This window comes from Variovorax sp. RKNM96, from assembly GCF_017161115.1.
Classification (GTDB): domain Bacteria; phylum Pseudomonadota; class Gammaproteobacteria; order Burkholderiales; family Burkholderiaceae_C; genus Variovorax.
Map to the genome: position 1 here is coordinate 1,470,605 of NZ_CP046508.1, position 20,656 is coordinate 1,491,260.

Annotated in this window: 20 protein-coding genes; 12 read left to right on the plus strand and 8 right to left on the minus strand. The window is 66.9% G+C overall.

The genetic code is table 11. The features are described from left to right. Nucleotides 1-62 precede the first annotated feature (62 nt). Entirely contained in the window at nucleotides 63-923 is an 861-nt protein-coding gene (locus GNX71_RS06705; RefSeq protein WP_206177596.1) for a TatD family hydrolase, read from the plus strand. Between the two features lie 130 nt (nucleotides 924-1,053). After that, complete coding sequence (locus GNX71_RS06710) at nucleotides 1,054-1,512, plus strand: hypothetical protein (protein ID WP_206177597.1); 459 nt, start codon at nucleotides 1,054-1,056, stop codon at nucleotides 1,510-1,512. Between the two features lie 62 nt (nucleotides 1,513-1,574). On the opposite strand, the gene cysC is transcribed toward GNX71_RS06710, so the two are convergent. The 6 genes from cysC to GNX71_RS06740 are packed head-to-tail and all read right to left on the minus strand — an operon-like array spanning nucleotide 1,575 to nucleotide 7,079. Beyond that, nucleotides 1,575-2,102, minus strand: a complete 528-nt coding sequence (gene cysC / locus GNX71_RS06715; protein ID WP_206177598.1) for an adenylyl-sulfate kinase — start codon at nucleotides 2,100-2,102, stop codon at nucleotides 1,575-1,577. Further along, a complete protein-coding gene (locus GNX71_RS06720) occupies nucleotides 2,099-2,947 on the minus strand; it encodes an STM4011 family radical SAM protein (protein WP_206177599.1) in 849 nt (282 codons plus the stop codon). The genes cysC and GNX71_RS06720 overlap by 4 nt, the downstream gene beginning before the upstream one ends. Further along, nucleotides 2,941-4,275: an STM4012 family radical SAM protein gene (locus GNX71_RS06725; protein ID WP_206177600.1), complete on the minus strand. Its 1,335-nt coding sequence runs from the start codon at nucleotides 4,273-4,275 to the stop codon at nucleotides 2,941-2,943. The genes GNX71_RS06720 and GNX71_RS06725 overlap by 7 nt, the downstream gene beginning before the upstream one ends. After that, nucleotides 4,269-5,078, minus strand: coding sequence for an STM4013/SEN3800 family hydrolase (locus GNX71_RS06730; RefSeq protein ID WP_206177601.1), 810 nt, complete (start codon nucleotides 5,076-5,078; stop codon nucleotides 4,269-4,271). Before GNX71_RS06730 ends, GNX71_RS06725 begins: the two co-directional genes overlap by 7 nt. Continuing rightward, entirely contained in the window at nucleotides 5,075-6,157 is a 1,083-nt protein-coding gene (locus GNX71_RS06735) for an STM4014 family protein (RefSeq protein WP_206177602.1), read from the minus strand. Before GNX71_RS06735 ends, GNX71_RS06730 begins: the two co-directional genes overlap by 4 nt. A gap of 10 nt (nucleotides 6,158-6,167) precedes the next feature. Next, nucleotides 6,168-7,079, minus strand: a complete 912-nt coding sequence (locus GNX71_RS06740; protein WP_206177603.1) for an STM4015 family protein — start codon at nucleotides 7,077-7,079, stop codon at nucleotides 6,168-6,170. 167 nt (nucleotides 7,080-7,246) lie between these two features. Here GNX71_RS06740 and GNX71_RS06745 point away from each other — a divergent pair, with 167 nt between their 5' ends. The 5 genes from GNX71_RS06745 (at nucleotide 7,247) to GNX71_RS06765 (ending at nucleotide 12,467) form a co-directional block, all read left to right on the plus strand. After that, nucleotides 7,247-7,774, plus strand: a complete 528-nt coding sequence (locus GNX71_RS06745) for a DNA-deoxyinosine glycosylase (protein ID WP_206177604.1) — start codon at nucleotides 7,247-7,249, stop codon at nucleotides 7,772-7,774. After that, nucleotides 7,774-8,556 (plus strand): spermidine synthase, encoded by a 783-nt coding sequence (locus GNX71_RS06750; protein WP_206177605.1) that lies wholly within the window; start codon nucleotides 7,774-7,776, stop codon nucleotides 8,554-8,556. Before GNX71_RS06745 ends, GNX71_RS06750 begins: the two co-directional genes overlap by 1 nt. Then, nucleotides 8,553-10,349 carry a GspE/PulE family protein gene (locus tag GNX71_RS06755; RefSeq protein ID WP_206177606.1) on the plus strand — a complete coding sequence of 599 codons (1,797 nt, stop codon included), beginning with the start codon at nucleotides 8,553-8,555 and terminating at the stop codon, nucleotides 10,347-10,349. Before GNX71_RS06750 ends, GNX71_RS06755 begins: the two co-directional genes overlap by 4 nt. Nucleotides 10,350-10,459: 110 nt before the next feature. After that, nucleotides 10,460-10,948 (plus strand): tripartite tricarboxylate transporter TctB family protein, encoded by a 489-nt coding sequence (locus GNX71_RS06760; RefSeq protein WP_206177607.1) that lies wholly within the window; start codon nucleotides 10,460-10,462, stop codon nucleotides 10,946-10,948. A gap of 7 nt (nucleotides 10,949-10,955) precedes the next feature. Further along, nucleotides 10,956-12,467, plus strand: coding sequence for a tripartite tricarboxylate transporter permease (locus tag GNX71_RS06765; RefSeq protein WP_206177608.1), 1,512 nt, complete (start codon nucleotides 10,956-10,958; stop codon nucleotides 12,465-12,467). A gap of 45 nt (nucleotides 12,468-12,512) precedes the next feature. Here GNX71_RS06765 and GNX71_RS06770 read toward each other — a convergent pair whose 3' ends face one another. Beyond that, nucleotides 12,513-13,436, minus strand: coding sequence for a LysR family transcriptional regulator (locus GNX71_RS06770; RefSeq protein WP_206177609.1), 924 nt, complete (start codon nucleotides 13,434-13,436; stop codon nucleotides 12,513-12,515). 98 nt (nucleotides 13,437-13,534) lie between these two features. On the opposite strand from GNX71_RS06770, the gene GNX71_RS06775 reads away from it, so the two are divergent. From GNX71_RS06775 to GNX71_RS06795, 5 genes are read left to right on the plus strand one after another with little or no spacing between them, the layout of a single operon-like run. After that, nucleotides 13,535-14,512 carry a tripartite tricarboxylate transporter substrate binding protein gene (locus GNX71_RS06775; RefSeq protein WP_206177610.1) on the plus strand — a complete coding sequence of 326 codons (978 nt, stop codon included), beginning with the start codon at nucleotides 13,535-13,537 and terminating at the stop codon, nucleotides 14,510-14,512. 13 nt (nucleotides 14,513-14,525) lie between these two features. Next, the gene (locus GNX71_RS06780; RefSeq protein WP_206177611.1) at nucleotides 14,526-16,139 is read left to right on the plus strand and encodes a gamma-glutamyltransferase family protein; all 1,614 of its coding nucleotides are present in this window, start codon (nucleotides 14,526-14,528) and stop codon (nucleotides 16,137-16,139) included. Nucleotides 16,140-16,160: 21 nt separating this feature from the next. Then, a complete protein-coding gene (locus GNX71_RS06785; RefSeq protein ID WP_206177612.1) occupies nucleotides 16,161-17,126 on the plus strand; it encodes a DMT family transporter in 966 nt (321 codons plus the stop codon). A gap of 11 nt (nucleotides 17,127-17,137) precedes the next feature. Then, nucleotides 17,138-17,932 carry an SDR family oxidoreductase gene (locus GNX71_RS06790; protein ID WP_206177613.1) on the plus strand — a complete coding sequence of 265 codons (795 nt, stop codon included), beginning with the start codon at nucleotides 17,138-17,140 and terminating at the stop codon, nucleotides 17,930-17,932. Nucleotides 17,933-17,961: 29 nt separating this feature from the next. Next, entirely contained in the window at nucleotides 17,962-19,728 is a 1,767-nt protein-coding gene (locus GNX71_RS06795) for a DUF5672 family protein (protein ID WP_206177614.1), read from the plus strand. On the opposite strand, the gene GNX71_RS06800 is transcribed toward GNX71_RS06795, so the two are convergent. Next, nucleotides 19,725-20,627: a DMT family transporter gene (locus GNX71_RS06800; protein WP_206177615.1), complete on the minus strand. Its 903-nt coding sequence runs from the start codon at nucleotides 20,625-20,627 to the stop codon at nucleotides 19,725-19,727. The genes GNX71_RS06795 and GNX71_RS06800 overlap by 4 nt on opposite strands. Nucleotides 20,628-20,656 lie beyond the last annotated feature (29 nt).

The following is a 20,656-nucleotide window of genomic DNA, read 5'->3' on the forward strand; positions in this document are numbered from 1 at the left end:
GTGAAGGAGTTCACAGTAGCACGCTTTCCGCGCCTGCGCATCCCTTCGGGCATCATGGCGCGATGGCTTCGTTTGTCGATACCCACTGCCACCTGGACGCGCCCGAATTCGGTGCGGAGATGCCGCAGATCCGCGCCCGCGCCGCGGCGCAAGGGGTTTCCCTGTGCGTGATTCCGGCGGTGGCCGTCTTCAATTTCGACACCGTGCGCGAGCTGGCGCACAGGCAGGGCGATGCCTACGCGCTGGGTATCCACCCACTTTGCACGGGCCAGGCGGAAGACGCAGACCTCGAAGTGCTCGACGCGGAGTTGACTGCGCGACGCGACGACCCGCGGCTCGTGGCGGTCGGCGAGATCGGCCTGGACTACTTCGTCGAAGGCCTTGACGGTCCGAAGCAGGAGCGTTTTTTTCACACTCAGTTGCAACTGGCACGCAAGCACGGGTTACCCGTGCTCATCCACGTGCGGCGCTCGGTCGACAAGGTGCTCAAGCATTTGCGGCAGACGGCGGCCGGGCGGCCATGGCAGGGCATCGCGCATGCGTTCAACGGCAGCGAGCAGCAGGCCAATGCCTGCATCGAACTCGGGCTCAAGCTCGGCTTCGGCGGGGCGGTGACTTTCGAGCGCGCGCTGCAGCTGCGGCGGCTCGCGACCACCTTGCCGCTCGACGCGATCGTGATGGAGACGGATGCCCCCGACATCCAGCCGCACTGGCTCTACCGTACCCAGGCGCAGCGCGACGCCGGCGAAGCGCAGGGCCGCAACGAGCCGGGCGAGCTGCCGCGCATCGCCGAAGTGGTGGCCGGATTGCGCGGCATCGGCATCGATGCGCTGGCGGTAGCCACCACCCGGAATGCGGTCGAAACGCTGCCGAAGCTCGAAAGTCTGATGGCCTTGTCGGAACGCGCGCCGCACCCCGCGTAGGCCAATGTCCCGAGTTGCGCGCACGAGGGTAGCGCCCGACTTTTTGCTGTCATCCTTGAGGTTCGAAGCGACGTTGCTTGCACAGTGGCAAGTCCGTCACTCCAACACTTCACTCAAAAAGGAGTCTTCCATGACCACATCTTTTGTTCGCACCATGCCTGTCGTGCTCGCCCTGGCGCTCGCCTCCATCGGTGTGTCCGCCGTGGCACAGACCGCGGCCCCCGCAACCGCCGAGCCCACCACCACCGAGAAGGTGAAGGAAGCCGGCAAGGACGCCGTGGACGCGACCAAGCGCACGACCAAGAAGGCCGTGAACGCCACCGAAAACGGTGCCGAGAAGGCCTGGGACGCCACCAAGAGCACCACCAAGAAGGCCGCGAACGCGACCGAGCGCGGCACCAAGAAGGCTTGGAACGCGACCAAGAAAACCACCAAGAAGGCCACCACCGCCACCAAGAACGCGGCCGTGAAGACTGGCGACGCCGTTGAAACCGCCGGCCACAAGACGGCCGACGGCATGCGCAGCACCGGTGCAGCCATCGGCGAGAAGATCCCCGGCACCGCCGAGAACGAAGCCGCAAAGAAGTAAACCTGGGCTTCGGTCCGCGCGCTCTCGAAAAACCCGCTTCGGCGGGTTTTTTCATGGGCGGATCAGGCGCCGTTGAGCAGTTCGATCACCTGGTCCGCGAGGGCGTCGGGAGATGGATGGGTTCCATCAAGGCGCAGCTCCGGCTGTTCAGGCGCTTCGTAGGGGGAGTCGATGCCCGTGAAGTCCGCGATCTCGCCCCGCCTCGCCTTCCGATACAGGGATTTCGGATCGCGCGCTTCCGCAATCTCGATCGGCGTGTCGACATGGATCTCGAAGAACGCGCCTGCCGGAAAGCGCGAGCGGGCCATCGCGCGGGCCCCGCGAAACGGCGAGATCAGCGCCACGATGACGGTCAGGTCGGCGGCGTGCATCAGTTTCGCGACCTCCGCAACCCGCCGGGTGCTCTCCACGCGATCCGCATCGCTGAAGCCGAGGTCGCGATTCAGCCCGAGCCGCATGTCGTCGCCGTCCAGCAGCACTGTGTGCCTGCCCAGCGCGCGAAGCCGGGTCTCGACCTTGCGCGCGATGGTCGTCTTGCCCGCGCCGGAGATTCCGGTGAGCCAGACGACGCAGGGCGTCCGGTCGTTCATGTCTGCAGCGGAATGCGGGCGAGCACGCCGTCGCCGTAGGCCGGGTAGAAGTCCAGGTCGCGCCGATGTACGTAGCCGATGAAGCAGTCGCACTTGAATCGGCTGCAGGGCTGTTCCGTCAGCATGCCGTCGAGGTCGTCGGCGTAGAGGTTGCCCAGGCGCCGCGGAATGAAGTGGCACCGCTGGACCTCGCCGTCGCCATCGACAACGATGGCTTCGGAGCCCGCGCGGCAGGCTTTCCCGCGCGACGGCCCGGGCGAATGCTCGTGCACGAACCGCGGGTCCAGCGCGTCGAGCCACTGCAGGTCCTGGGCCGTGTAGTAACCCGGGCCGCGCCGGTCGTAGGCGTTGAGCCAGAAGGGCGTCGTTTCAGGGAGCGCCGACTTCAGGGCGCGAATGGCCTCGTAGTGCTCCTGCATGGCCACGACGCCGACAGAGTGGCCGATACCCAGCGCGGACAGCTGTCGGGTCCGCTCGATGAATCGCTCGAGCCGCGTCTGGTCGGGGTGATAGGTGCACCACAGGGATATCTTCCCGGCCGGTGCGTCGGCAAGCCACGACAGCGGCCCCGCGAGGTTGGTCTGCAGCGCCACCTGGGACACGTGCGGCATGGCGGCGAGGGCCAGCATCGCGTGGCGATAGTGGCGCCGCACCATGGCTTCGCCCCAGGGCGTGAAGAGGATTCGCAGGGGCCGGGTCTGCCTGCCCGTCCAATCGACGAAGCGGGCCACCTCGGCGGCATCCTGCGCCAGCGCGGCGCGACTGTCTCGCCGCTTGGCGAAGGGGCAATAACTGCAGCTGTAGTTGCAGCTCGACAGGCTTCCCCGATAGAGGACCGTCAGCATGGCGCGTCCGGCATCAGGCGGCGCACGGAGTCCGACGCGAGCCAGGGGCCGATGGTGTCCGAATAGGAAACGCCCCGCGCGTTCAGCTGGAAAAGGCCTGCCTCGTCTGTCGCAAGTTCCAGGGCCGCGAGTTCCCGCAGTTGCGGCAGATCGTCCAGCAGCGGGGCGCCGAAGCGCTGCTCGTAGGCAGCGTGCGAAAGGCCGGGGTCCGTCAAGAGCGACTGGATCACGAAGCGCCGGCGCTGCTCGTCGCCGTCGAGTTCGAACCCGTAGCGGGCCTCTGCAAACTGGTCCTCGTCGCAGGCGATGAAGTCCTCGATGATGCTGCGCGTCGCGCTGCGTTGCACGGCATAGCTGGAGGAATAGTGAAAGCTGCGGGTGTACGAACGCGCACCTGCGCCGAACCCCACCATGCCGTCGTCCTGGCAGCAGTAGACCGGACCGCTGTCCCGGGGCGCGTGCGGTGCGCGAAACATGCGCATCGAGACTTGCGCGTAGCCCGCCTCCAGCAGGCGCGCACGTGCCGCGGCATACAGTGCCTGGCGGAAATCCGCGCCCTGCTCGGCCTTGCGGATCGCCATCTTTCCGAGCCCCGTCTGCTCGCGCACGTAGAGCGGATAGAGGTAGAGCTCTTCCGGCCCGAACGCCAGCGCACTCTCGATGGAGGACAGCCAGCTTTCCACCGTCTGGCCATCGATGCCGTAGATCAGGTCGAGGTTCATGACCGGAAAGCCCGCCTCGCGGATCTGGCCGATGGCCTCGATGACCACGGCGTTCTGCTGCGGACGCGCCAGTGCGCGAACCTCGTGCTGCGCAAAGCTCTGGATGCCCATGCTCACGCGCTGCACGCCCATCGCGCGGCACACGCGCATCCGCTCGGGCGTCACGGTTTCAGGCGAGACCTCGATGCCCGACGGCGTGGCCTGCAGGTCGATGCCGAGGATGCGGTCGGCTGCAATGTACAGCCGCTCGAGCAGCGCCGCCGGAAGGTAGCTGGGCGTGCCGCCGCCCACCGCCAGCCGTGCAAACCGGCGCTCGCCGAGAACGCGGTCCATGGCCCGCATCTGCCGCACAACGGCATCGACGTAGGACTCGACAAGCGCCTCCGCAGGCTGCGCCATCGCGAAGAGATTGCAGAAGCCGCACCGCATCGTGCAGAAGGGCACGTGGATGTAGGCGAAGAGCGCCGAGCGATCTTCCGTGGCCCACGCTTCGCGCAGCGAGCGGGCGGGCAGCGGCCGGTAGGCGCTCTTGTGCGGGTAGCTGTACGAGTAGGCCTGGTAGGGCCCTTGCTGAAGCCATTCGGCGAGCGATGGGGCTTTCAGCATGGCGCCCCCAGGAAGAAGTGCGCATACGGAACGGTCCACACGCAATCGTGGCCGATGCGGTGGCCGTGGTACCCGTCGTCGCCATACGCCGTGCCGTGGTCGGAGCAGACGATCACAAAGGTGGGCCCGCGCGACGCGCACGCATCGAACAGGGGCCCCAGTGCCCCGTCCACGTAGCGCAACGCGGCGGCATGGGTTTCGATGGAGTCCTCGGTATGACCGGGAAGGTAGGCGCGATTCGGTGTGTGGATCGAGGACACGTTGATGAAGAGAAACACGCGCTGCGCATCGGCATGCAGCCGCTGCATGGCCAGGTCCACCTGGCGTTCCGTGGAGCGGCGATGTCCCACGCCCAACGTGGGATGCCAATGACTTTCCGCAAACATTCCGGGAAACACCTGGCCCAGCGCGTTCTGCTTGTTGAAGAAACCCACGCCGCCGATGCAGACGGTGCGGTATCCGCGTGCGCCCAGGCCCTTGGGAATGTTCTCTTCATCGAAGACGAAGGTGGTGCGCGCCGTGGTCTCGCTGCCGCGAAAAGCGGTGGCGAAGAGCCGGGGATGCGCGCCCGGCCTGGCCGGTGTCGGCAGGTAGCCGGCGAAGAACGCGTGGTGGGCCGCATAGGTGAAGTTGCCCGGCGTGTGGCGTTTCTCCCAGCCTTGCGCGGGCAGGTGCCGCGAGAGCACCGGCAGCTCGCCGCGCTCGAACGCCGTTTGCGCCACGTCATAGCGCAAGGTGTCGAGCGTGATCAGCACGATGTCATGGGTGCCGACCACCCGGTTCATGTCGACGGGCTCGTTCATCGCATCGCGCCGTCGCCGAAGGCGGTGGCGTAGGTGTCCTTGCCCTGCCACAGCCAACCCGGCAGCAGATCGCCGAAGGCGTTGGCCTCCAGCACATGGGCTTTTCCCTGGCGCACCACGAGGTCGAAGCCGACGACGTTGCTGCGCGGGAAAACGCCTGCGGCAAGTTCGGCCGTCGAGGCGAGCGCCGCCTGGTCTTCGGACGCGAGCACACGGTCGGGATCGACGCGTTCGCTGTCCAGATGAAGGTTGGTCATCGGTCGTTGTCCGAGGCGCGCGATGCGGTGCGCGACGCGGCCGCCGAAAGTCACCGCGCGCAGGTCGAAATGGCCCGCGCCATGGCGCGGCTTGGGTATCCATGCCTCCGCGTACGCGCCCTGGGCGCTCACCAGGTCGACCACGCGGCGCACCTCGTCGTGCCGCGTGTAGCAGGACACGCGCTTGACGTTGAACAGTCGCCCGCCCTCGTGAAGCTGCGCGGTCGTGGCCGCCTGTTGCTGCCCGCGGCGATTGCGCCGGAATGCGATCACGCCGGACGCGGACGAGCCATAGCGGGCCTTGAGGAAAACGCGGTCAAGGCCGCTGCGATCGAGCAGTGCCACAAGATGCTCGTAGTCACGCACGAGCCCCAGCAGTGGCGCGGTGGGCACGGCGCTGGACTGCAGTTGCTGCTGGCAATCCAGCTTGTCGGTCATCGCCAGGATCTCCGCGGGCGCGTTGACGACCCGTGCATGGGGCATCGCAGCGAGCGTGCGCTCGAGGCGTTTCATTGCGATGCGGAAGCCCTCGAACCATGCGTCCGCTTGCGCCAGCTCGCCGCGTTCGATCGGCGCGCAGGGCGCACGGCCCAGGTACTCGCACCCCATGTGCACGAGCGCCATGTGCACCCGGGCGTCGTCACCGGGCGGTTCTATCTTGAAGCGGCAGGGCTGCTGGAGCCGGTCTTCGAGCGCATGCGCGTCGGCGAGCCACTCGCGCCATTCGACGAGCCGCACGGATGCCCTCGTCTCCCGGGCGGCGGCCAGCAGGCCTTTCGTGCGCTTGCTCGTCGCAACGCCCAGCACCACCCAAGGGAGCATCGCCGGACGCCTACTCGCCCACCGCCACGTACCGATTCCCTTCGTCGGGCTCCTGCGGATCGTCGAGCACCACGCCGGGGATGGCCGCGTGCAGTTGCGCCTGAACCGGCGCGCTGATGTAGTGGTGCGACAGGTCGAGGCGCTTCAGCTTCGTGACGTGAGGGCTTGCAAGCAGGGCCTTGGCGCCTTCGTCGCCGAGCGTGCCGAGCGACAGGTCGAGGGTGTCGAGCTCCGCAACCCAGCCTTCGGTCGCCAGCCATGCGGCCACCTGGTCGGCGATCTCCGAATCGCGAAGGCCGAGGTGGCGCAGCTTGGGCGAGCGAAGTTTCTGCAACACGCCGCGGAACAGGTCGACGTCGCCGTCGAAGCCGTATTCGTCGGTGCCCAGCCACAGTTCGAGGTGCTCGAGCGACGGCAGCGTGGATTGCGCCAGGCCCTCGCTGATCTCGCGCGGCAGGCCGCCGGATTCGATGACGAGCTCGCGCAGCGCGGCGTGGCTGAACGCAGGCAACTGCAGCGAGGTCGCGCCGCGGATGCGCAGCACCTCGAGTTGAGGAAAGGCCTGCAGCAGGGCTTGATAGTTGCCCTGGATGATCCAGGAAATCTCGCAGTCCTCGAAGGTCATGTCGCCGACGAACAGCGCCTTGAGATTCTTCAGTTCAGACGCGTGTTCGATCAGGACTTCGAACGCGTCGCCGGGGCCGGTGTCGTGGGGCTCGGACCACGGCCCGAGGATCAGGGCGTCGAGCGCGGACTTGTCGATCTTGGAGAGGTACTCCTCGAGCAATGCGCCCATCGACTTGTCGTCGTCGTAGTCGAGGCACAGGCGGTGAACGATGCCGGGACCGCCGGCCACCTCGCCACCTTGATAGTCCTGAACACTTTTGCCGAAAAATGTCTCGGTACGGTCCGAGATGGTCATGTTGTTCCCTCCGCCACGGTGTGTCTGTGAAGCGGGGGAGAATAACTGACGGGCATGGCTTGCCCGTGACGATTCGGTCCCTGTTTCCGGCTCTCGCTTCGACGCCCGGCACGGGCAAAGGCCGCAGCCCCTGACGGTGGACGGCGACAGTGCCAAGATGCAGCCCCATGAATCCATCCGCCGCACCCGACCCCGACACCCTGGTGCTCACAGGCCTCGCGCCCATCGTCTCGCCCGCCACCGTCGTGCTGATCCTCGGCAGCTTTCCGGGCGTGCGGTCGCTCGAACAGCAGCAGTACTATGCGCATCCCCAAAACCAGTTCTGGAAGATCTTGCAAGCCGTCTGGCCCGACCACCCGCTGCCGACCGGCGCAGACAGCTACGCGAAGAAGAAGGCGTGGCTGCTCGAGCGCGGCCTGGGCGTGTGGGACGTGTATGCGGCGTGCGAACGCGAAGGCAGCCTCGATTCGGCGATTCGCGCACCCGTCGTGAACGACATCGCCGGCCTCGAGCTGCCGAAGCTCGCCGCCATCGCGCACAACGGCGGCGAGAGCTTCAAGCATGCGCGCCACACGCGCACCCTCGGCGTGCCGGTTTACCAACTGCCTTCCACCAGCCCCGCCAATGCGTCGTGGAGCTTCGAGCGCAAGCTCGCGGCCTGGCGCGAGGTCTTCGACGCCCACAAACTCATCTGATGGCCACGCGCACCACCCCCGTTCTTCCCGAAGTCAATTTCTCCGACTGGGGCGACATCCGCTATCTGCACCTGGGCACCGAATGGGTCCAGGGCTCGATGAAGCTCGATGCACCGTTCGAGATCGAGCTCGAATACGTGCAGCGCATGATGGCCTGGCTGCTGTTCATCGACGGCAAGACCGTCGCCAGTCGCCATGCGATGCAGCTGGGCCTTGGCGCGGCCACGCTCACCAAGTTCTGCCGCAAGACGCTGCGCATGCGCACCACGGCGGTCGAGCTCAACCCGCAGGTGGTGTCGGCCTGCCGCGGCTGGTTCAAGCTGCCGGCGGACGACCCGAAGCTGCGCGTGGTGATCGCCGATGCGGCGGTGGAGATCCGCAAGCCCGAGTGGCAGGGCACGGTCGATGCGTTGCAGGTCGACCTGTACGACCATGAAGCAGCGGCGCCGGTGCTCGACAGCGAAGACTTCTACGCCGACTGCCGCGCGCTGCTCACCGAAGACGGCTGCATGACGGTCAACCTCTTCGGCCGCTCGTCGAGCTACGAGCGCAGCCTGGAGAAGATCGCCGCCGCGTTCGGCGCCGATACCGTCTGGGCCTTCAAGCCGACGCGCGAAGGCAACACGGTGGTGCTGGCGCAGCGCACGCCGAGCCGCCCGAAGCGCGAGGTGCTTGCCGAGCGCGCGCAAACGATCCAGACTCGCTGGAGTCTGCCCGCGCCGAAGTGGCTGCGGGTGTTCAAGCCCCTGAATACTTCCATCACCCGACCTGCCGGCTCATGAGCGCTGTTCCCGCCGTTTCCGCCCCCGCACCCCTGGCCGCCCGCCACGAAGGCCCGCTCGACCTGCGCCGCCTGATCGAATGGCTGGCCACCGACGGCGTGATTTCCCCCGTCGAAGCCAAGCGCACCATCGCACGCTGCGCCCAGGCCGAGAGCCGCCAGGCACCGCTGGTTCGCCTGGCCAATGTGGCGATGACGCGCGAGAGCGACAACAAGCCGCTCGACCTCGAGGCGCTCACGCAATGGCTCGCTGGCCGTGCGGGCCTTTCCTACCTGCGCATCGATCCGCTCAAGGTCGACGTGGGCAAGGTCGCCGACACCATGAGCGCGGCCTACGCCGAGCGTCACAAGGTGCTGCCTGTGCAGGTGCTGCCCAACGAGGTGGTGGTGGCCACGGCTGAGCCGTTTCTCACCGACTGGATCTCCGAGGTCGAGCGTCAGTCCAAGCGCACCGTGCGGCGCGTGGTGGCCAATCCGGCCGACATCCAGCGCTACACGGCCGAGTTCTTCGCGCTCGCGAAATCGGTGCGCGCCGCGCAGAAGGCCGGCGGCAACACCGGCGGCGCGAGCTTCGAGCAGCTGGTGGAGCTGGGCAAGAGCAACAAGCAGCTCGACGCCAACGACCAGAGCGTGGTGCAGGTGGTCGACTGGCTCTGGCAGTACGCCTTCGACCAGCGCGCGAGCGACATCCACCTGGAGCCGCGCCGCGAGCAGGGCGTGATCCGCTTTCGCATCGACGGCATCCTGCATCCTGCCTACCAGATGCCGATGGGCGTGATGAACGCGATGGTCGCGCGCATCAAGCTGCTGGGCCGCATGGACGTGGTCGAGAAGCGCAGGCCGCTCGACGGCCGCATCAAGACCCGCAACATGCGCGGCGACGAAGTCGAAATGCGCCTCTCGACCTTGCCGACTGCCTTCGGCGAGAAGATGGTGATGCGGATCTTCGATCCCGACACCGCGGTGAAAGACCTCGACGCGCTGGGCTTTGCCCAACACGATGCGCAGCGTTGGGAACAGCTGGTGACGCGGCCCAACGGCATCATCCTGGTGACCGGCCCGACGGGCTCGGGCAAGACCACCACGCTGTACTCCACGCTCAAGCGCGTGGCGACCGAAGAGGTCAATGTGAGCACGGTGGAAGACCCGATCGAAATGATCGAGCCCTCGTTCAACCAGACGCAGGTGCAGCCGCAGCTGGACTTCGGTTTCACCGAGGGCCTGCGCGCGCTGATGCGGCAGGACCCGGACATCATCATGGTCGGCGAAATCCGCGACCTCGCCACCGCCGAGATGGCGGTGCAGGCCGCGCTCACCGGCCACCTGGTGTTCAGCACGCTGCACACCAACGACGCGCCGAGCGCCATCACGCGGATGATGGAGCTGGGCGTGCCCTCGTACCTCATCACCGCCGTGATGCTCGGCGTGCTCGCGCAGCGCCTGGTGCGCACGCTGTGCCCGCATTGCAAGCAGCCCGACGACACGGTCACGCGCGAAAGCCTCGAGGCCATCGTCAAGCCCTGGCAGATCACCGGCTCGGTGCGTGCCTACAAGCCGGTGGGTTGCGTCGACTGCCGCATGACCGGCTACATGGGCCGCATGGGCCTCTACGAACTGCTGAGCGTGACCGAGGCCTTCAAGGACAAGGTCACCAAGGAGCCCAACCTCACGGGCCTTCGGCGCCAGGCCGTGATCGACGGCATGCGGCCTTTGCGGCTGGCCGGAGCGTTGCGCGTGGCCGAGGGCGTGACCACCATCGAAGAGGTGCTGAGCGCCACGCCACCCCTGGAGTGAAGTGTTGCCATTTGGGTTAACCCTAACCGTTCGGTTAGTGAAATCCACATCCGCCTGACCGCAAGCTGACTGGACAATCCCGCATCGAAACTTGTTCGAGGAGACTGTTCGTGAAAATCAAAAGTCAGAAAGACTTTTTCTCGGGACTGATGTTCACCATCGTGGGTGTGGGGTTCGCCTGGGGCGCCACCACCTACAGCGTGGGCAGCGGCGCCCGCATGGGTCCCGGTTACTTCCCGTTGATGCTTGGCATCCTGATGTCCCTGATCGGCCTCGGGATCATGTTCAGCGGCCTTACCGTTGAAACGACCGACGGCGAAAAGATCGGCAAATGGGCCTGGAAGCAGGTGGTGTTCATCCTGGGCGCCAACCTCGCGTTCGGCATCCTGCTCGGCGGCCTGCCGAGCCTGGGTGTGCCGGCCATGGGCATGATCATCGCGATCTACGCGCTCGTGATCATCTCCAGCCTCGCGGGGCAGGAATTCAAGCTGCCCACCGTGCTGATCCTGGCCACCGTCCTGGCCGTCGGCAGCTATGTCGCATTCATCTGGGCACTCAAGCTGCAGATCCAGGTCTGGCCGACCTTCATCACGGGCTGAGAAAAAAATGGACCTGATCAATAACCTTTCCCTGGGTTTTGGCGTTGCCTTTACCTTCACGAACCTGCTGTACTGCCTGGTCGGCTGCATCCTGGGCACGCTGATCGGCGTGCTCCCGGGCATCGGCCCGGTCGCGACCATCGCGATGCTGCTGCCCGCCACGTATGCACTGCCGCCCGTGTCGGCGCTGATCATGCTGGCCGGTATCTATTACGGCGCGCAATACGGCGGTTCGACCACCGCGATTCTTGTGAACCTGCCGGGCGAATCGTCCTCGGTGGTGACCGTGATCGACGGCTACCAGATGGCGCGCAAGGGCCGTGCGGGTCCGGCGCTCGCGGCTGCGGGCCTCGGCTCGTTCTTCGCGGGTTGCGTCGGCACGCTGATCCTGGCTGCCTTCGCGCCGCCGCTGACCGAACTGGCCTTCAAGTTCGGCCCGGCCGAGTACTTCTCGCTGATGATCCTGGGCCTGATCGGCGCCGTGGTGCTGGCTTCGGGCTCGCTGCTCAAGGCCATCGCGATGATCGTGCTGGGCCTCTTGCTGGGCCTGGTCGGTACCGACGTGAACTCGGGTGTCGCACGCTACAGCTTCGACATCCCCGAACTCACCGACGGCATCGGCTTCGTGGCCATCGCCATGGGCGTGTTCGGCTACGGCGAAATCATTGCCAACCTCTCGCGTCCGGACGACGAACGCGAAGTGTTCACCGCCAAGGTCTCGGGCCTGTTCCCGACCAAGGAAGACTTCAAGCGCATGATCCCCGCCGTGCTGCGTGGTACCGCGCTCGGTTCTGCACTGGGCATCCTGCCCGGCGGCGGTGCGCTGCTGGCGGCTTTCGCGGCCTACACGATCGAGAAGAAGACCAAGCTGCAGCCGGGCGAAGTGCCCTTCGGCAAGGGCAACATCCGCGGCGTGGCAGCTCCCGAGTCGGCCAACAACGCCGGTGCGCAAACCTCCTTCATCCCGCTGCTGACGCTGGGCATTCCGCCCAACGCGGTGATGGCGCTGATGGTGGGCGCGATGACCATCCACAACATCCAGCCGGGCCCGCAGGTGATGACCAGCAACCCCGAGCTGTTCTGGGGCCTGATCGCCTCGATGTGGCTGGGCAACGCGATGCTGATCATCCTGAACCTGCCGCTGATCGGCATGTGGATCAAGCTGCTGTCGGTGCCGTACAAGTTCCTGTTCCCCGCCATCGTGCTGTTCTGTGCGATCGGCGTGTACTCGACCAACAACAACACCTTCGACATCTGGATGGTGGGCATCTTCGGTCTGGTGGGCTACACCTTCTTCAAGCTGGGTTGCGAGCCTGCACCGTTGCTGCTGGGCTTCATCCTCGGGCCGATGATGGAAGAAAACCTGCGCCGCTCGCTGCTGCTGTCGCGTGGCGACTGGAGCGTGTTCGTCACGCGTCCGATCTCCGCAAGCCTGCTGGCTGCCGCAGCGCTGCTGCTGGTGATCGTGCTGCTGCCTGCGGTGAAATCCAAGCGCGAGGAAGCCTTCGTCGAAGACTGACGACTGCTTCTCGCTCTGTACTAACGGCGCCTTCGGGCGCCGTTTTTATTTGCCGGTGCGCGGCGGTTTCATGTGCTGCCGCGCCATCGCCAGGAAGGCCAGGGCCGCCGGGCTGAGCGGATGCTTGGCCAGCCGCACGGCGACCACCGGGTATTCGAGCGTGGGCCGCGTCACCGCCACCGCGCGCAGGTTGCCGGGCATCAGCACCTCCACATAGCGCGGCAGCAGCGCCACGCCCGCGCCCGCCTGGATGAGACCGAAGGCCGTCGACAGCATCGACACGTGATGCACCACCTGCGGGTACACGTTCGCCACGCTCGACAGCTGGCGGCTCACCGCGCGCCAGATGTTGGCGTCGGGGTTGACGTGGATGAAGGGCAGCCCGTCCAGGTGCTTCGCATCGACCACCACGCGCTGCGCGAGCGGATGGTCGTCGCGCACGAAGAGGGCCATGCGCTCGGTGAACAGGGGCTCGGTCGCGAGTTCGGAGTGCTTCTGCCCGATGTCCGAGCCGAAGCCGAGATCAGCCTCCTGCGAAAGGATGCGCGAGATCATCTGCTCGGCCGTGCTGTCGAGCAGCGTGGTCGCGAGCGTCGGGTGCTTCTGCGAGAAGCGCCCGAGCATCGGCGGCAGCAGGGCGCCTGCCGTGAGATGGCCCACGGCCAGCACCACGCGCCCTTCGCGCAACTGCGACTGCGAGCGGCAGGCGCCGACCGATTCATCGATCAGCCGCAGCGCCCGCACGGCCGTCTCGACCATCACCTGGCCCGCGCTCGTGAGCTGGATGCGGCGGCCGCGCACGATGAGCGGCTGCCCGAGCTGCTCCTCCATGCGCTTGACCAGATGGCTGATGGCCGGCTGCGTCAGCTGCAAGCTCTCGGCCGCGAGCGTGAAGCTGCCCGATTCGGCCACCGCCGCCAGCGCCCGCAGCTGCTGCAGCGAGACCTCTTCCGTGGCGTTCTTTGTCATAAGCAGCGCTCATAGTTGAATAAGCGGAATTATCTGGCTTGATGCGTGGCGGCTGCATAGCATGGGAGGTTTCCCCTCCGGGCCAGAATCCAAGCACCATGAAAAGAATCCAGTTCCTTCAAGGGGCCGCCGTTGCGCTGCTGTGCATGGCCGCCTCGTCTGCCAGCCTGGCGCAGGGCTACCCGAACAAGCCGATCCGGCTCATCGTGCCCTTTCCCGCGGGCGGCGCCACCGACCTCTTCGCCCGCACGCTCGGGCAGAAGATGGGCGAGAAGCTCGGCACCCAGCTGATCATCGACAACAAGCCCGGCGCCGGCGGTGCGATCGGCTCCGACCAGGCGGCGAAGGCCCCGCCCGACGGCTACACGCTGCTGCTGGCCACCACCAGCACGCATTCGATCGGCCCGGCCGTGATGCCGAAGCTGCCCTACGACACGGTGCGCGACTTCACGCCCATCGGCCATGTGGGCGATGCGCCCAGCATCATGCTGGTGCCGGTCACCTCGCCTGCCAAGACGGTGCGCGAGTGGATCGACTACGCCAAGAAGAACCCCGGCAAGCTCAACTATGCATCGAGCGGCAACGGCACCATCGTGCAGCTCACGGCGGAACTCTTCAAGGCGCAGGCCGGTGTGTTCGTGACGCACATTCCCTACAAGGGCACGGCGCTGGCCATTCCCGACCTGATCAGCGGCAAGATCGACGTGCTGTTCGATTCGCTCCCCACCGGCATGCCCCATGTGCGCGATGGCCGGTTGCGTGCCCTGGGCGTCACCACGCTCAAGCGCTCGCCGCTTGCGCCCGAGCTGCCGCCGATTGCCGACACGCTGCCGGGCTACGAGTCGAACACCTGGTTCGGCTTCTACGGTCCGAAGAACCTGCCGGCCGACATCGTGGCGCGCGTCAACAAGGCGGCCAATGAAGCGCTTGCCGATTCAGAAGTGAAGGACAAGCTCGCGCGGCTGGGCATCGAGCCTGCCGTGGCCGGCACGCCCGAGCAGTTCGCGAAGATGGTGGCCATCGACGCCGCCAAATGGAAAAAGATCGTCGTGGACCGCAAGATCACCAACGAATAACGAGATCGCCGACATGAACTTCGACTTCAACAACCCCTATCTCTCGACCCGCATCCCGATCTTCGCGCGCAACGTGGTGTCGACCTCGCACCCGCTCGCCTCGCAGGCGGGCCTGCGCATCCTGCAGCAGGGCGGCAATGCCGTCGATGCGGCCATCGCCACCGCGGCCGTGATGACGTTGGTCGAGCCGGTGAGCAATGGCCTCGGCAGCGATGCCTTCTGCATCCTGTGGGACGGCAAGGAGTTGCACGGCCTGAACGCCTCGGGCCCCGCACCCAAGGCATGGACGCCCGAATACTTCAAGGCCAAGTACGGCGCCGACGCCGCCACGCCACCGATGCGCGGCATCGACTCGGTCACCGTGCCGGGCGCGGTGCGCGGCTGGGTCGCGATGAGCGAACGCTTCGGCAAGCTGCCCTTCGCCGACCTGCTGGCGCCGGCCATCGACATCGCCGAGCGCGGCTACCTCGTGCCGCCGGTGGTGCAGGGCAAGTGGGCCGCGGCCACGCCGCTGCTGGGTTCGCAACCCGGCTTTGCGCAGACCTTCCTGCCCTGGGGCCGCGCGCCCGAAGTGGGCGAGCTGTTCCGCTTCACGGCCGCGGCGCGCGCGCTCAAGGCCATCGCCCGCACCAAGGGCGAGGCCTACTACACCGGCGAGATCGCCGAGGCGCTCGCGAAGTTCTCGAAGGAGCAGGGCGGTTCGCTCACCGTGGCCGACCTCGCGGCCTACCAGCCCGAATGGGTCAAGCCCATCTCGCGCGACTACCGCGGCCACACGCTGCACGAGATTCCGCCGAACGGGCAGGGCATTGCCGCGCTGATCGCGCTCGGCATCCTCGAGAAGTTCGACATCGCGTCGCTGCCGGTCGACTCGGTGCAATCGCAGCATCTGCAGATCGAAGCGATGAAGCTGGCCTTTGCCGATGTGTACCGCTACGTGTCGGAACGCAAGACGATGGAAGTCACCACCGAGCAGATGCTCGACGACGCCTACCTCGCCTCTCGCGCCCGCCTCATCGACGTGAAGAAGGCACAGGACTTCAAGGCCGGCAACCCCGTCAAGGGCGGCACCATCTACCTCACCGCGGCGGACGAGAGCGGCATGATGGTGAGCTTCATCCAGAGCAACTACATGGGCTTCGGCTCGGGCTGCGTGGAGCCCGAATTCGGCATCAGCCTCCAGAACCGCGGCCACGGCTTCAGCCTGAAGGCCGAGAGCCCCAACGTGGTGGCGCCGGGCAAGCGGCCGTTCCACACGATCATCCCGGCCTTCCTCACCAAGGACGGCCAGCCGGTCATGAGCTTCGGCGTGATGGGCGGCAACATGCAGCCCCAGGGCCACATGCAGACGCTGGTGCGCATGCTCGACTACAAGCAGAACCCGCAGGCCGCCTGCGATGCGCCGCGCTGGCGCTTCAACGCGGGCCTGGAAATCAACGTCGAGGCCGCGATGAACCCCGACACCGTGCAGGGCCTGCGCGACCTGGGCCACCACCTGGATGTGATCAACGACTCCTACCAGGACTTCGGCGCCGGCCAGTTCATCTGGCGCGCGGGCGATCCGTCGGTCGAAGGCTACGTGGCCGCGAGCGACCCGCGCCGCGACGGCGTGGCGGCAGGGTTTTAACGAGCGCGCGATGATCGGGGGATGACCAAGACCGCCGCACAGACCGGCATCCTCCATTCCTCCCCAGACGGCGCAAGGAGCATTGCGCCCGGCCTCATCCTCGCCTCGCTGGGCGCCATCGCGTTCAGCGGCAAGGCGATCATCGTCAAGCTGGCCTACCGCTACGGCGTCGATGCCATCACGCTCATCATGCTGCGCATGCTCTTTGCGCTGCCGCTGTTTGCGGTGATGGCGTGGTGGGCGGGGCGCGGCAAGCCGGCGCTCACCTTTCGCGACTGGCTCGGCGTCGTCGGCCTGGGCTTCTCGGGCTACTACCTCGCGAGCTTTCTCGACTTCGCGGGGCTCGCGTACATCTCGGCGAGCTTCGAGCGGCTGATCCTTTATCTCAACCCGACACTGGTGCTGCTGTTCGGCTGGCTCCTGTACCGGCGGCGCGCCACGCGCCCGCAGGTGCTGGGCATGGTCGTGAGCTATGCCGGCGTGCTGCTGGTGTTCGGCCACGAGCTCTGGACCGGCGGCGGCGGCAAGGGCGGCGGCGCCGCGGCCTGGGGCGCGTTCCTCGTGTTCCTGAGCGCGGTGAGCTATGCGGGTTACCTCGTCTACAGCGGCGAGTTCGTCAAGCGGCTCGGCTCGCTCAGGCTTGTGGGCCTGGCCACCACGGTGGCGTGCGTGCTGTGCATCCTGCAGTTCGTGCTGACGCGGCCGATCAGCGTGGCGATGCAGCTCGCGCCCGAGGTCATCTGGCTCTCGGTGCTCAACGCCACGGTGTGCACGGCGGTGCCTGTCCTGATGGTCATGATGGCCATCGAGCGCATCGGCCCCGCGGTGGCGGCGCAAACCGGCATGATCGGACCCCTGTCGACCATCCTCATGGGGGTGGTCATACTCGATGAGCCGTTCACCGCGTGGATCGCGGCCGGCACGGTGCTCGTCATTGCGGGCATCTTCGTTTTCACACGCAAGGGGCGCGAAGCCCCTGCACGTTAGGAGCAACAAACATGGATTTGGGCATTGCAGGGAAGACCGCGCTGGTGTGCGGCGCGAGCAAGGGGCTGGGCTACGGCTGCGCCGAGGCGCTGGTGCGCGAAGGCGTCAACGTGGTGATCGTGGCGCGCGGCGCCGAGGCGCTCGAAGCGGCTGCGAAGAAACTGACCGAAGCGGCAGGCGCATCGGGCAACCCCTTCGTCAAGCATGTGGCGGCCGATATCACCACCGAGGCCGGCCGCGCGGCCGTGTTCGCGCTGGGCCACGACTTCGACATCGTCGTCACCAACGCCGGCGGACCGCCGCCCGGCGACTTCCGCAACTGGGACCGCGAGGCGTGGATCAAGGCGGTCGACGCGAACATGCTCACGCCCATCGAGCTCATCAAGGCCACCGTGGACGGCATGGCCAAGCGCGGGTTCGGCCGCATCGTGAACATCACCTCCAGCTCGGTGAAGTCGCCCATCGACATCCTGGGCCTTTCGAACGGCGCGCGCAGCGGCCTCACCGGCTTCGTGGCCGGCGTGGCGCGCACCCCCATCGCGGCGCAGGGCGTGACCATCAACAACCTGCTGCCCGGCTCCTTCGACACCGACCGCCTCAAGGGCACGATGGCCGGCGCGGCGCAGAAGACCGGCCAGGACTTCGACACCGTGTGGGAAGCCCGCAAGAAGAACATTCCCGCCAAGCGCTTCGGCACGCCGGCCGAGTTCGGCGCCATCTGCGCCTTTCTCTGCAGCCAGCAGGCCGGCTACATGACCGGGCAGAACGTGCTGGCGGACGGCGGCGCCTACCCCGGCACCTACTGAGTCGGCTCACGGGCGAGGGGAGGCGCATCGTGAGCAACAGCAACAACAGGTCTTTCAAAAAAATAACGCTGGTGTCGGTCACCGGGCTGCCCGACGCGCGGGGCGCGGCGATGGCCCTGCAGCACAGCCAGGCGCAGATGCCCGGCGCCCGTGCGCTCCTTTGCAGCCCGCAGGCGCCCGCCCACCTGGCACCGGGCATCCAGCATGTGGCCATCGCGCCGCTGAACTACCACGAGTACGGCTGGTTCATGATGTTCGCGCTCTGGCGCGTGGTGCAGACCGAGTTCGCGCTGGTGGTGCAGGAAGACGGCTGGGTCGTCAATGCGGACAACTGGCGCGACGAGTTCCTGGACTTCGACTACATCGGTGCGCCGATCCATCTCGCGAAGATCGATACGCCCGAAGGCACGTACTGGCGCAACCGCTTCGAGTGGGCCGATGAGCTGCACAAGCCCGGCCACGTCGTCACGCCCATCCAGAACGGCGGCTTCAGCCTGCGGAGCCGCCGCTTCATGCGCGCGCTGGTCGATCACCCGCACATCCGCGTCGAGATTCCGCCGCCCGATGCGGTGGAGGGCGATCCGCTGCAGATGCACTGGCAGCACAACGCGCTGCTCGAAGACGTGCAGCTCAGCGGCGTGTTGCGTCCCGCGCTCGAAGCCGTCGGCATGCGCTTCGCGCCGCTGGAGCTGGCACGCAGTTTTTCCATCGAGCACGCGGGGCCGCAACTGCACCACGGCTACAACGCGCTGCTGCTGTTCGGGCACCACGCGAAGGTGCGGCAACTGGCGAGTCTTTCGCCGCTCACGCTGCGTTCGTTGATCCCGCCGTCGCAGCTCGATGCCTGGTACGGCGAGCGCGACATCCTGCAGATGTTCGAGCGCAATGGCTACCGCATCGAGTTCGCGCCGGAGCCCGTGGCGTCGAATGCCGCGCCGCGCAAGGTCTACGACTGCATCACCTACAACGGCGAGGCCGACATCCTCGCGGCGCGGCTGCATGAGCTGTCGGAGGTGGTCGATTGCTTCGTCATCGTCGAAGCCGATCGCACCTTCAGCGGCGAGCCCAAGGCGCTGCGCTTCGATGCCGCCGACCCGCGTATTGCCGCATTCCTGCCGCGCATCCGCTACGTCGCGGTGCACGACATGCCGATCGTCGATGAAGCGGCGGATGCGGTGCCCGTGGTCGGCGACTGGCTCTCCGACACGCCGAAGTCCGGTTTCTGGATTCGCGAGAAGTTCCAGCGCAACCAGATCGCGCGCGGCCTGCACGACGCCGCGCCCGACGACCTGATCCTGATCTCCGATGCCGACGAGATTCCGCGCGCGTCGGTGGTGCGCGCGATGCGCGACGACCGCCGGCACGCTATCTTCGGGCTGTGCCTGGCCTTCTATTATTTCTACGCGAACTACCGCAACGTCGAGGGGCCGGAGGCTTCGTCGGTCTGGACGGTCGCAGCGACGCGCGCGCAACTCGATGTGCTCACGCCCGACCAGTTGCGCATGCGGGTGCGTACCGGCGCGCAGCCCGCGCTGATCCTTGCGGAGGCCGGCTGGCATCTCTCGTACCTTGCGATGGACGAGGCTGCGGTGCGCGCCAAGATCCGTGGCTTCGCGCACCAGGAATACAACGCGCCGGAGTTCCTGGCCGCCATCGACATTCCGGCGCTGCTGGCCTCGGGCAAGGATCTTTACGACCGGCCAGGCTATTCCTGGCGACTGGTCGGACGCGACGAGGCGCCGCAGTGGTTGGCCGGCCAGCCTGAGCTGGCACATCTGTTTGCGCCGGCACGTTAGCGCCGCGACGCCACCACGATCCCGCCCACGATCAGCACGAACGCCACCCCGTGGTACCAGTGCGGCGCCTCGCGCAGGAACGCCGCCGACAGCAGCGCGGCGAACAGCGGCGTGAGGTTCATGAAGACGCTCGCCGCCTGTGGGCCCGCGCGCTGCACGCCCGTGCCCCAGCAGCGGTAGGCCACCACCGCGGGGCCGATGCCGATGAACACCATCGCGGCGACGAGCGGCCAGCCCAGGTCGATGTGGGCATCGGTCAGCGTCCACTCGCCGGCAGCCAGCGCGCCCGACCACGCAAGGCCGAACACCAGCTGCGCCATCAGGAAGGCGGCCCAGTCCTGGCGCACCTGCTTCGGCTCGTGCGTGCGCGCCAGCAGCCAGCTGTAGAAGGCCCAGGCGATGGTGCCGGCGATCATGTACAGGTCGCCCGGCACCAGCCGCAGCCCGAGCAGCTGGCGCCACTCGCCGCGGCTCAACACCAGCAGCACGCCGAGCATCGACAGCAACGCACCCGCGATTTCGCGCCCGCTCACGCGCGCGCCGAAGAACAGCGTGCCCGTCGCGAGCATCCACAACGGCAGGCTGGAGCCCACCAGCGTGACGTTGATCGGTGTGGAGGTCTGCAGCGCCAGATACTGGAAGGCGTTGTACAGGCCGATGCCCAGCAGCCCGAGCAGTGCATAGCGCTTCCAGTGCGCCCAGAGCGCGCTGTCGCTGCGTAGCACCGAGGCCGCGAACGGCAGCAGCAGCACGAACGCGATCACCCAACGCACGAAGTTCAGCGTCAGCGGCGACACCAGCTCGCGCACCAGCCGGCCGACGACGGCATTGCTGGCCCACAGCAGCGGTGGCACGGTCAACAGGAGAACGGTGAGGGGCGTGAGGCGCTGTGTCTGCATGGACGCCGACTCTAACGGGCATCGCGGGC